The 12,009-nt window shown below is 38.5% G+C and carries 10 protein-coding genes and 1 riboswitch; of the genes, 7 read left to right on the plus strand and 3 right to left on the minus strand.

What is annotated here, in order from left to right; genetic code table 11:
- Positions 1–201 precede the first annotated feature (201 nt).
- The 3 genes from fetB to SC428_RS03740 all read right to left on the minus strand — a co-directional run bounded on the left by fetB (position 202) and on the right by SC428_RS03740 (position 2,741).
- The gene (gene fetB, locus SC428_RS03730; RefSeq protein ID WP_070925489.1) at positions 202–978 is read right to left on the minus strand and encodes an iron efflux ABC transporter permease subunit FetB; all 777 of its coding nucleotides are present in this window, start codon (positions 976–978) and stop codon (positions 202–204) included.
- A 2-nt stretch (positions 979–980) separates the two neighbouring features.
- Positions 981–1,640: an iron efflux ABC transporter ATP-binding subunit FetA gene (gene fetA / locus SC428_RS03735; RefSeq protein WP_070925488.1), complete on the minus strand. Its 660-nt coding sequence runs from the start codon at positions 1,638–1,640 to the stop codon at positions 981–983.
- Positions 1,641–1,862: 222 nt separating this feature from the next.
- The gene (locus tag SC428_RS03740; protein ID WP_070925487.1) at positions 1,863–2,741 is read right to left on the minus strand and encodes a LysR family transcriptional regulator; all 879 of its coding nucleotides are present in this window, start codon (positions 2,739–2,741) and stop codon (positions 1,863–1,865) included.
- A 116-nt stretch (positions 2,742–2,857) separates the two neighbouring features.
- Between SC428_RS03740 and SC428_RS03745 the strand changes: the two genes are divergently transcribed.
- The 7 genes from SC428_RS03745 (at position 2,858) to SC428_RS03775 (ending at position 11,425) form a co-directional block, all read left to right on the plus strand.
- Positions 2,858–3,727 (plus strand): CoA ester lyase, encoded by an 870-nt coding sequence (locus SC428_RS03745; protein ID WP_318705853.1) that lies wholly within the window; start codon positions 2,858–2,860, stop codon positions 3,725–3,727.
- Positions 3,727–4,953: a CoA transferase gene (locus SC428_RS03750; protein WP_318705854.1), complete on the plus strand. Its 1,227-nt coding sequence runs from the start codon at positions 3,727–3,729 to the stop codon at positions 4,951–4,953. Before SC428_RS03745 ends, SC428_RS03750 begins: the two co-directional genes overlap by 1 nt.
- 62 nt (positions 4,954–5,015) lie before the next feature.
- The gene (locus SC428_RS03755) at positions 5,016–6,332 is read left to right on the plus strand and encodes a 2-hydroxycarboxylate transporter family protein (protein WP_318705855.1); all 1,317 of its coding nucleotides are present in this window, start codon (positions 5,016–5,018) and stop codon (positions 6,330–6,332) included.
- Positions 6,333–6,430: 98 nt separating this feature from the next.
- A riboswitch (Fluoride riboswitch) is annotated at positions 6,431–6,499 on the plus strand.
- A gap of 108 nt (positions 6,500–6,607) precedes the next feature.
- Positions 6,608–6,988: a fluoride efflux transporter CrcB gene (gene crcB / locus SC428_RS03760; protein ID WP_318706163.1), complete on the plus strand. Its 381-nt coding sequence runs from the start codon at positions 6,608–6,610 to the stop codon at positions 6,986–6,988.
- 753 nt (positions 6,989–7,741) lie between these two features.
- Positions 7,742–8,965: a hypothetical protein gene (locus SC428_RS03765; RefSeq protein ID WP_070925483.1), complete on the plus strand. Its 1,224-nt coding sequence runs from the start codon at positions 7,742–7,744 to the stop codon at positions 8,963–8,965.
- Positions 8,966–8,969: 4 nt separating this feature from the next.
- Positions 8,970–10,205, plus strand: coding sequence for a Zn-dependent hydrolase (locus SC428_RS03770; RefSeq protein WP_140186681.1), 1,236 nt, complete (start codon positions 8,970–8,972; stop codon positions 10,203–10,205).
- Between the two features lie 35 nt (positions 10,206–10,240).
- Positions 10,241–11,425 carry a M20 family metallopeptidase gene (locus SC428_RS03775; RefSeq protein WP_140181347.1) on the plus strand — a complete coding sequence of 395 codons (1,185 nt, stop codon included), beginning with the start codon at positions 10,241–10,243 and terminating at the stop codon, positions 11,423–11,425.
- Positions 11,426–12,009: the final 584 nt, after the last annotated feature.

Raw genomic sequence — 12,009 nt, forward strand, 5'->3', positions numbered from 1 at the left:
GAAGTGTTTTAACAAAAAACAAACAAAATTGACGTTATTATTTTACATTAATACAAAAGGTCGCGTTTTTTATTAAAAATAAGTTTGCCGATTAAAGAAGCTTTATCAGGTTTTTTGTTAGTCGAATGAGCGATTTTTCATAGAATTAAAAGAGATTAGGAACGCTTGATAACAAGTAATGTTATCAAGCGTCTGATAATATTACTTATTCAATGTATTAATAAGCAGTTGGTGGCGCTCATTGTAAAATTTAATATATGTCATATAGCCAGCTAAAATAGTTGATAAACTTGCTGTTGCCAATAACATAAAAGTGACCATAATCTGATATTTTACCGCTTCTAGCGGGTCAACACCTGCAAATATTAATCCTGACATCATACCCGGTAAGCTAACAATACCGACTGTTTTCGCAGAATCGACAGTTGGGATCAGCGATGCACGAATACTTTCACGAATAATTGATGCTGAAGCAATTTTAGGCGTTGCACCTAGACTTAGCATTTCTTGTATTTGTTGTTGCTGACTGTTAAAACGTTGCCCTAAGTTATTAAAACAAAGACCTACAGCGATCATTGCATTACCCGCAATCATACCTGTAATTGGGATCACTTGCATTGGTGTGAAAGCAATGGCTTTACTGGTGATTAATATGATTAAGGTTAGGAATGTCCCTGAAGTAATTGCGATAAAGGCAGTGCCGAAAATTTTATCTATGTATTTACTGCGTTTTTTCGCATTCCATGCCGCATTAAAACAGATAAACATAACCATTGCGATGGTGAGTATTTCATGGTCGACCTGAAAAATATACTTAAGGATATAACCGACAATTAATAGTTGGATGATGGCACGCAACGTACTCCAAATAATGTCTTTTTCTAGAGCGAGTTTTTCTTTATGGCTGATAAATATTGCAACCAGAACAAGCATAATAGAAAAACCCAAGGACTCATTGGTGATAGTGGGTTGGTGCATGTTTAATTCCTATTTTCTTGATTATGGATGGGAAGAGTGATGACGTCATCTGCATGCATAATTTCATCTTGATCGTGAGTTACCCATAAAACAGCAATACCCTGCTGAGTTGTATATTGATGGATCAGCTCATTAACTTTGACTTTATTTGCTTCATCTAATGCACTGGTGATTTCATCCAGTAGTAATACCTTCGGTAAGAATTGGAGATTACGAATTAGTGAAACACGCTGTTTTTCACCCCCCGATAACTCATTTATTCCTTTTTCTAAGATAGATTCAGGTAGTGAAAAGTAATTTAGGTCATGCAATATTTTAGCTTTGTCAAAATTTAGTTTTCGAATTTTATAGGGGAAAAATAAATTATCATAGACAGTATTGCCAAACAAAGATGGCGTTTGGGTGCAATAGGAAACTTGTTGTCGATACTCTTCAGGTGATATAGATGCATAATCACGGCCATCAAATAGAATTGTTCCTGAAGTAGGAGGCAACAATGATGCAACTATCTTTAATAGTGTACTTTTCCCACAGCCTGAAGGGCCTGTAATTAGCTTAAACTCGCCTAATTTTAATTCAAATTGGACATGCTCCAATATGGTCTTACCATCAATAGAATACCCAATATCATCAATTTTCAATAAAGTGCGGTTTTTATCCATTTTTACGCTTAACCTATACAATTAACATGGTTTCATGCTGAGCTTATTATTGTTGATTTCTGACTCTACGCATGAAAAAAGCAGGTAACATGGTTTTGTTCTGCGATGAAAATATTATGCGCTATTTAAACTCAAATTTATATATTTCACTGAGTTAAAGGAAGAAATCGATACTGAGCTATCTGTCACTTTAAAAACATCACAATAAATTAACAGTTCAAACTATTTTTCTTCATTTTTATCAAGAAACAATTGCTCAATGACGGGGGCAATAAGGTTTTTTTTAGCTGAATTATATTTGTATAAAATACCAATGTCGCGGCTAGGAGCAGGTTCAGGTAATGGAAATTTAATGATATTTTTCCTATCACTAAATAGCGGCTGCCAGTCTGGTATTAATGAAATACCACAGCCACTACTGACAAGTGACACAATCGCATCAAGTGTATTTAAATCAAAACGTTTATTTACCTGAATATTTTGTGATTGCAAATAGCGGTCAGCAACAATCCCACCCCATGATTGTTGGTGATAGCGAATAAATGGCTCTGTTTTTAGCAAGTCATGAGCCGTACGGCCTTTTAATGTTGCGGGGGCGACGACGACAAATTTTTCTTGATGATGGTGTAACCAACAATATTCTTTACTAAGAGGAAATAGTGGTGTTACTAGCAAAGCAAGATCGATTTCATCATTTGCCAATTGTCGGTACAAACCACTGGAAAACCCTAATTCAATTGATAAAACTAACTGCGGAAACTGTTCGTTTAAATGCGTTAAGACATCAGGAACCAACATTGACAATAAGGTTGGTAAGACGCCAATCCGAAGCTCTCCTGCAACATCTTGCATTGAGGCTAGCTGTTTTAAGGCCTTACTTCCTGCAATTAATTCCCTGACTTTAGGAAGAATGGCTTTCCCTTCAGGCGTGACTTGCATTGTACGGCCTGTTCGATAAAGCAGTGCTACGCCAATCTCATCCTCTAATGCTTTGATTCTCTGTGCCATGGCCGTTGCTGTTAAATGCAATTTACGTGCGGCAGAAGCAACGGAGCCTTCTTCAACAATACAGAGAAAAGTTTCTAAGAATCGAATATTCATAATTAACTTTTTGTTGAGTTTGAAAGTAGAAAAACAATGTTTTGTTTACTTTAATGGCTGAGTACAGTGGTTGTAAATACATTTCTTTTTTACAAATACATAACATCGGGTGAATTATGCGTAGCAAATTATTTGTGCCTGCATCAAGGCCTGAACTTTATCGTAAGGCGCTAACTAGTGCATCTGATTCGGTTAGCTTCGATCTTGAAGATGCAGTGAAGCCTGAAGATAGACCTGAAGCAAGAAAGTTTTTATCTCAGTTTCTCGATCAAATGCCATTAAATTCTCAATCACAAACAAAAGATTTAATTGTTCGTATCAACTCATTAGAAAGTGATGATATTCGCGCCGACTTACAAGTTGCAGTTCATCCTAATATTCAAATTATTAACCTTCCAAAAGTTGAGTCAAAAGAACAAATTATTGAATTAGCTGAGCGTATTAATGTTATTGCTGCCAAAAAGGGATTAAAAAATAAGCTAGCGATACTTGGCACAATAGAAACTCCAAAAGGATTACGCAATGCCCATGAAATAGCGGGTTCCTCTGAACAATTAGTGGCTTTACAGCTGGGGTTTGGCGATTTATTAGCCCCTTTTAATATCACGACTACGGATATGTCAATACGCCAATATATCCGATTACAGCTAAAAATGGCGGCAGCCGAACATCAGTTAGCGGTTTGGGATTCGGCTTGGCCTGATATCCACGACAGTGAAGGTTTTATCGCGGATGCGCAAGCAGCAAAAAATCTTGGATACACAGGCAAGTCTTGCATTCATCCAACTCAAATTGTATTGGCAAATCGTATTTTTATGCCAACTGAGCAAGAAGTAGAACAGGCATTAGCCATTATTGAGACCGCAAAAAATAGTCAGCACGGTGCTAGTCAATATCAGGGAAAAATGATTGATGCGCCTTATCTCGCTCAAGCATACGCGGTTGTTGAGCAAATAAAAAAATATCAGCAAAAGGAAGTTGAATAATGAATAAAAATAATACAAAAATTCAGGAGTTTAATCCACAAACGAAAGGAGCACTACAAGGGATCCGCGTTATCGATATATCACGTTTAGTCGCGGGTAATATGTTGTCATTGCAGCTGGGAGATGCGGGCGCGGATGTTATAAAAATCGAGCCAATTAAAGGGGATCCTCTTCGGGCATGGAAAGAAGAGGGCGATTCATATTTTTGGAAAGTCTATGCTAGAAATAAGCGTTCTATTGCCTTAAACGTACGTGATGATGAAGGCAAGGCGATACTATTAGAATTATTGAAGCAAGCTGATGTCTTTATTGAAAACTATCGCCCTGGGACACTTGAAAAAATGGGGCTTTCACCCGAGGTTTTGTATCAGCACAATCCCCAATTAATCATTGTGCGTATCTCCGGTTTTGGGCAAACCGGTCCCTACGCACAACAGCCAGGGTTTGGCACATTAGTGGAAGCTATGAGTGGTTTTGCTCATCGAACTGGTTTTGCGGATCGAGAGCCTGTATTACCACCGCTTGCATTGGCTGATATGATCACAGGCGTGTATGGTGCAAATGCGGTTACGACAGCACTATTTGCTCGATTTAGGCAACTTTCTCAAGGACAAGTAATTGATTTATCACTGTTAGAATCTATCTACTCGGTTTTGGGTCCAGAGGCGGCTATTTATGAAAAAACCGGTTTGATTAAGCAGCGCATTGGTAGCGCGTCTAATACTAGCGCTCCAAGAAATGTTTATTGTTGCCGTGACGGAAAATATGTCGCACTTTCAGGCTCAACGCAAACCATGGCATTACGTTTTTTTGACTTAATTGGACACAGTGAGTTTGCGGATGACCCTCGATTTTGTGATAACAGTGCACGAGTTAAAAATCGTGAACAACTGGATATCATTATCGCTGATTGGTTTGCACAAAGAAACCGCGCAGAAGCACTTGAGCTAGTTCGAGAAGCAGGCGTCACTGTTGGCCCTGTTTATAGTATTGATGATATTGTTAATGACCCACATTTTATTCATCGCCAAGTTCATCTATCTGTAGCAGACGATGATTTTGGATCGTTGAGTATGCCAAATATTTTACCTCGATATTCCTCAACACCCGGTGTTTGGCGTTTCCCCGCTCCTAAATTGGGGGAGCACAGTCATGAAATTTTGAGCGAACTTGGATTTGACGAGCAAAAAATATCCATGTTGCGACAAAAAGGTGCGATCGCATAAAAGATCTCGCATCACCCTACAAAAATCGGTAACACTCATACAAATAATATAAAGAGGTCACCATGACACAACATAATATTGCTGCATCACCACCACAGACTTTGGTCAAAGTATTTAACTATAAAGTGGGATTTATTCCGTTACCTGTCTATCTATTATTATTGTTGCTAGTGGCTGGCATTATGTCAGTGAAGAAAATAGGTACTGATTTACCTACTATGATAGCAATATTGGGATTAGGTGGAGCAACTTGTGCGGAAATCGGTAAACGCATTCCTTATTTAGGTAAAATGGGCGGATCCGCAATCATTGCTGCATTTCTTCCATCATATTTAGTGAGTATTAATGTTATTCCACAAACATTGGTCGAGCCGATTACATCATTTACCAAGTCCAGCAATTTTATTTACTTGTTTGTTTCTTCAGTAGTCGTTGGTAGTATTTTTACTATGGATAGAAATCTTATATTAAAAGGGTTTGCTAAGATTTTCTTACCATTATTTATTGGTTCAATACTTGCCTTTATTATTGGTGGGTTAGTTGGGCTTGCTTGTGGTTTAGATTTAAAACAAATCGTATTCTTTATTAGTACGCCAGTAATGGGTGGGGGATTAGGGGAAGGTGCCATTCCATTATCGGTTGGATATTCTGAAATCATGGGGATTGATTCTGGAAAAGTACTTGCACAATTATTGCCTGTGATATTAGTTGCTAACTTGTTCGCAATTATTATTTGTGGTTTTTTAAACATGATCGGTCGCCGTTATCCACATCTAACAGGAAATGGGCAGTTACAGGTGACTGGTGATAATTTACTGGCAGGAAATAAACAAGAGGTAAAAGGTATTATTGATGTTAATTGGGTTATTAGCGCAGGTATGTGTGCGATTACACTTTATTTAGCTGGTGTTCTGTTACATGCATTATTTGGCCTACCAGGTCCAGTATGCATGCTCTTTCTTGCAGTAATATTAAAGCTGAGTAATTTAATTCCTGCTCCGCTTGAACAGGGAGCAAAGACGTTATTTCAATTTTTCTTAGCGAGTGTGACATACCCATTATTATTTGCGAACTCAGTTGCGGTGACACACTGGAGCGAATTAGTTGCTGCATTCCATCCAACAATATTAATTACTATTTTTGTGACTGTAGCGACGTTAGCCTTAGTTGGTTTTCTCATGGCTAAAAAAATGGGTATGTATCCTGTCGAAGCGGGGATTGTTACGGCGTGCCATAGTGGTTTAGGTGGAACTGGTGATATTGCTATTTTAACCGCAGCTGAACGTATGACGTTATTGCCGTTTGCTCAAATATCTACACGAATTGGCGGTGCTATTACTGTGATGATTGCCTTATTAATATTTGCTCAACTAAGTTGATGTCACAATCAGCACTTATATAGTGTATAGGTGCTGTTCAACGAGTGAATAAATTATACAATAATCCACTATTTACCTTATAATTAATTAGCTGTAATCTAATTGCAGGAGATGGCATTCCTCCCGTGAAAAACCGCCCTTAATGGGCTGATGATGCCTACGTTAACCTTTTCAATTGATGGGGTACGTAGGTATTATGTGCCCTAATTATTGGGGCATAAATGTTAATATATCCGCGCATTTATTTCCCCATGATAACACTAGGGGATCCCGCTATGTATGCAGCTCTTTTTTCTATCGCGCTAGGCTCTGTTTTAGGTGGTTGGTTAAGATGGTTTATCAGTCTAAAACTCAATCATCTCTATCCAAATATTCCAATGGGAACTGTATTTGTCAATCTTGTCGGGGGATTTATCATTGGCTTTGCGATTTCTTATTTTGCCAATGCCAGTATCAGTCCTGCCTATAAACTGTTTATTGTGACCGGTTTTTGTGGCGCGTTTACTACATTTTCAACGTTTTCATTGGAAGTCTTAGTGCAAATACAAGAAGGAAAATTACTGGTGGCACTGAGCACGATTGCTATTCATGTTATCGGGGCACTAATTTTTACTTTTTTAGGTATGTTATGCCATCACTGGCTTGCTCAGCAGTGATTAAGCAATGAATTTTTGATTGAGTGTTTGGTAACGATACCCGTTAAATAAACGATGAGGTATGCGCTTATATTGCATATTTAGCGGGCATGCTTCAGGTTGCAGCGCCTTTCATTAAGATATGTTGATTGTATTTGATCGTAGCTATTACCTATTTTTTAGGTGCCTAGAGACTCGTTCAGTTGTTACCTAGCGGCCTCTAAAATTATTTAAAGGAGAGGGCGCTGTTATTAGTGGAAAACCTATTTTAGGTATTGATTACACTCAATACTGAATAAAGTAGATTGTTTGGGATAAATTCATTAATTCTTTTATAAAATAATTCGTTTTCCAAAATAGCGAGTATACCTTTTAAATATATAGCGCTTTTCGACAGAATATAATTTCACTGTTTAAAAAACAAACCAAAAAATTATCATTTGATTTTTTTTATAAATTAGCGATATCACATCGATATGTTAACTAATTGTTAGTCAATTCTAATGTCATATGCCGATCGGCTATGATTTATCACTGTTAAGCTTAGTAGCTTTCTATTTTGTAATTTGTGACCTCTTCAGTGGGTTATCTATACATATTGATTTTCGATGATATTATGAATTTTGGTATGCTTTTAATCGCTTTTAGATAAATCATCTTTATTGTGACCAAATACCATACTAAATGGTGTCGTATATCACCTCTAATCATAAATAATAAAATTTATAATCTATAAAAAATTGAATTTTAAACAGATATAGACGGGGAAAAGTTATGTCGCAGATGTTAGCGCTGTTTATTATAGTTTTGATTTTGTATATCGGGGATGCGATTGCAGTGAGAACTAAAGCATGGATCCCTTCAGTGTTTGTATGTGCTGTCTTATTTTTATTAGGTTATTGGACATTTTTCCCTAAAAATATTGTCAGTATTGCGGGAATACCACAGGTCGTTGCTGTGACATTGATGTATTTACTTATCACCAACATGGGAACGCTATTATCATTAAAAGAATTGTTACGTCAGTGGAAAACCATTTTAATTTCTTTGTCGGGTATTTTAGGCATTATTGTTTTTATCTATGCCATTGGAATGGTGTTATTTGATCTTAATACCGTATTAGTAGCTATTCCGCCATTAGTTGGTGGGATCGTTTCTTCGTTAATTATGTCAAAAGGTGCTGCGGATGCAGGGCTAATTGACTTATCTGTTTTTGCTATTCTTATTTACGTGATGCAAGGATTTGCGGGTTATCCATTAACTGCTGTTATGTTAAAACGTGAAGGCCGGCGGGTTTTGACCCAATATCGCAGCGGACAATGGAAAGAATCGCTGTCGGTTGATGGGGCTGATGATGTAGAAGTCAAAACAGTCACTTCTGATGAGGAAATGCCTCGTTTATTCAAAAAAATCCCATCACACTATAATACTAGCTATTTCAAATTCTTACGTCTTGCAGCGGTAGGCTACCTTGCTTATTTAGTTTCAACATGGGCCGCACCAATTGTTAGTATCAGTCCATTTGTATTGTGCTTATTATTTGGCGTTATTGCATCATCGCTAGGATTTTTAGAAAGACAGCCGCTACAAAAGGCTAATGGTTTCGGTTTTGCAATTATGGCGCTGATGTTATTTATATTTGATACCTTAAACCATGCTACACCAGACATGTTATTACGCCTTGTTTATCCAATGGTTGTTTTAATCGTTGCAGCTGTCATCGGTATGTATTTGGCATCATGGATAGTCGGTAAAATTCTTGGTGTTTCCAAAGAAATGGCATTTGCTGTCTCCTTGACTGCGTTATACGGTTTTCCTGCTGATTATATTATTACTAACGAAGCGATTAATGCGCTCACTAAAGATGAAAAAGAACGTCAGATCCTAACGGCACATATGTTAGGTCCAATGTTAGTGGGGGGATTTATTTCAGTTACGATGGTTTCGGTAGTATTAGCTGGAATTATGGTCGGTTTTATTACACCAATTGCGGGATAACACAATGGAAACGAGCAAATTAAGAATTCAACGTCATTTAGAGCAATTAGCTGAATATACCGCGACACCGGGCCAAGGTACGACGCGTATGAGTTATAGCGAGCAGGATAAACAGGCGAGAAATTATTTAAAACAGCAAATGTGCCAGCTGGGTTTACAGGTCAGGGAAGACGCTATAGGTAATATCTATGGACGATTAGAAGGCTCTGAACCTAATTTGCCTGCGGTGATCATTGGTTCGCACTTTGACTCAGTTCCCCATGGAGGTGCCTTCGACGGGCCTGCGGGTATTGTTTGTGGGTTAGACGTGATTGCTCGCATCCGTGAACAAAAACTACAGCCGCGTTACCCTATTGAGGTGATTGCACTAGTTGAGGAGGAAGGCACAAGCTTTGGAAGAGGTTTGATGGCTTCAAGCGTGATCACAGGTTTAATTGGCACTAAAGAGTTATATCAACTCAAAGATAGACAGGGAGTGTCAGCGGCAAAACGTATGGCTGAGGCCGGTTTTAATGCGGATAAAGCGGATGAGGCGATCCTTAATCCTTCCCAAGTAAAAGCTTTTTTGGAATTACACATTGAACAAGGGCCAATATTAGAGCAAGCACAAGAAGATGTTGGCATTGTCGATACAATCGTGGGTATTGCACAACTTGAAGTGAAACTAAATGGTAAAGCGGGGCATGCTGGAACTACGCCGATGAATATGCGTTCTGATGCATTAGTTTGCGCGAGCCATATAATTGGTCAGATCCCCGCAATAGCAATAGCGGCTGGTGATGGTACGGTTGCAACAGTAGGGCGGCTCAATGTGCTACCTAATGGTGCGAATGTGATCCCGAGTGAAGTGATTTTTAGCGTTGATATTCGGTCAAAAAATGATAAAGCACTACGACAAACCATTGAGCGAATTATTGATTTAGTTGAGCAAGCAAGCCGTCAATCAGCGATACAAAGTGATGTCATTCAACCACTGTATGTTCCGCCAACGGTATTAAATGAAAATATTCATCAGTTGATGGTACAGCATGCAGCTCAACAAGGGTTGCAATACCGCACAATGGTGAGTGGTGCTGGGCACGATACAATGATATTTGCGGGCATTACCCAAACAGGATTAATTTTTGTGCCAAGCCGTAATGGGTTAAGTCATCACCCTGATGAATGGACTGATTATGAACAAATTGTACGGGGTGTTGATGTCATGTTCGCGACAGCTCGGTCGCTAGCAGAGTGTTGAATTAAAAATAAGTATTCTTAGGTAAAGGTAGAAACATGGTAAATACAACGATTACTCAGGCAATTAAAAAACACACCTCAGCAATGATCGCTTTTCGTCGTGAATTACATTCACATCCTGAATTGCCTTGGGAAGAGGTACGTACCACTAAACGTATCGCAGAAGAACTGGCTAAAATTGGGATTGAGTATCGCCTCACCGAGCCTACAGGGATCATTGCTGAAATAAAAGGCGGTAAATCAGGTAAAACGGTTGCTCTAAGAGCCGATATTGATGCACTACCGGTGTTGGAGCTGAATGATTCATTAGATTATAAATCACAAAATCAAGGAAAAATGCATGCATGTGGTCATGATGCACATACTTCCATGCTATTAACTGCGGCGAAAGCCCTCTACGATATACGCGAACAACTGAGTGGTAATGTCAGGCTTATTTTCCAACCCGCTGAAGAGATAGCTCAAGGCGCGAAAGAAATGGTAAGGCAAGGCGCAGTTGAAAATGTCGATAACGTATTCGGTATGCATATCTGGTCAACCACACCTTCAGGAAAAATCTCTTGTAATGTCGGGGGCACATTTGCTTCTGCTGATTTACTTGTTGTCAAATTTAAAGGTCGGGGGGGCCACGGCTCTATGCCCGAAGCGACCATTGATGCTGCGGTTGTTGCATCTTCTTTTGTGATGAATTTACAAGCCGTGATTTCACGAGAAACCTCACCGCTTGAGTCTGCGGTGGTGAGTATTGGTAAAATGGATGTTGGTACACGTTTTAATGTTATTGCGGAAAACGCGGTCTTAGATGGTACGGTACGCTGCTTTAATATTGAAACGCGTAGTCGCATTGAGTCGGCAATCCGTCGCTATGCAGAACATACTGCCGCAATGTATGGAGCAACAGCTGAGGTGATTTATACCTACGGCACATTACCTGTCATTAATGAAGAGCGAAGTGCATTGTTGGCACAGTCTGTGATTACTGAAGCGTTTGGTGAAGATACATTAATATTTGAAAAACCAACTACGGGCGGTGAGGACTTCAGTTTCTATATTGAAAATATTCCTGGCTGTTTCGCCCTATTAGGATCCGGTAATCCTGATAAAGACACTCAGTGGGCACATCATCACGGACGTTTTAATATCGATGAAGATGCAATGGTCGCAGGCGCTGAACTCTATGCTCAGTATGCGTGGTCCTATTTACAACAAGATAAATTCTAAGAGTCTTACGCTTTACTACAGGTATTATCGTGAGATGTTAGGTTGCTGGCGAAGTGAGAAAATAGCATTGTTTTTCACACTTCGCTGACAGGTTCTAATTAACTGAATTGATTTCGTTGGTGCCTGTATGCCTATCCGCTTGGTTATTTTAACTATGTACTTGTCATACTATGGAGATACCGTGATTTTCCTTAAGGTATGATGGCTACATTGAGGTTTATCGAGTCACATAGTTTATTTATGCTCCCACCTATCTTCGTTTGTCGCCTACCTACATCTCGAGTTATTTAAAGTATAAGGCTGTTACTTGTTAATTTCAGGACTATTAATATAAGTAGCCGAAAATAATTTACTTATGTAAATAAAAATCACCCAGAATTAAATTTTAATTAAACATGTAAATGGCGTTATTTAAATAAAATGCTTTTATTGTGATTGTTTCATTATTTTATTCTCTATAATTTTCTATTTTTCTCTTGAGATTAATCTTAATTTTATTTTTCGTTGTTTTTATGTACTTATTATTCTCTGTTTTTTTTTTATTATAAAGGTACCTATGGTTTATTTAATTAAAAACAGCGTAA

Origin of the sequence: Providencia sp. 2023EL-00965, from assembly GCF_033550225.1 — a bacterium.
Taxonomy (GTDB): Bacteria; Pseudomonadota; Gammaproteobacteria; order Enterobacterales; family Enterobacteriaceae; genus Providencia; species Providencia manganoxydans.

Coding starts and splice junctions, on each gene's coding strand:
- fetB (WP_070925489.1), bottom strand. CDS start 978: ATGCACCAACCCACTATCACCAATGAGTCCTTGGGTTTTTCTATTATG.
- fetA (WP_070925488.1), bottom strand. CDS start 1,640: ATGGATAAAAACCGCACTTTATTGAAAATTGATGATATTGGGTATTCT.
- SC428_RS03740 (WP_070925487.1), bottom strand. CDS start 2,741: ATGAATATTCGATTCTTAGAAACTTTTCTCTGTATTGTTGAAGAAGGC.
- SC428_RS03745 (WP_318705853.1), top strand. CDS start 2,858: ATGCGTAGCAAATTATTTGTGCCTGCATCAAGGCCTGAACTTTATCGT.
- SC428_RS03750 (WP_318705854.1), top strand. CDS start 3,727: ATGAATAAAAATAATACAAAAATTCAGGAGTTTAATCCACAAACGAAA.
- SC428_RS03755 (WP_318705855.1), top strand. CDS start 5,016: ATGACACAACATAATATTGCTGCATCACCACCACAGACTTTGGTCAAA.
- crcB (WP_318706163.1), top strand. CDS start 6,608: ATGTATGCAGCTCTTTTTTCTATCGCGCTAGGCTCTGTTTTAGGTGGT.
- SC428_RS03765 (WP_070925483.1), top strand. CDS start 7,742: ATGTCGCAGATGTTAGCGCTGTTTATTATAGTTTTGATTTTGTATATC.
- SC428_RS03770 (WP_140186681.1), top strand. CDS start 8,970: ATGGAAACGAGCAAATTAAGAATTCAACGTCATTTAGAGCAATTAGCT.
- SC428_RS03775 (WP_140181347.1), top strand. CDS start 10,241: ATGGTAAATACAACGATTACTCAGGCAATTAAAAAACACACCTCAGCA.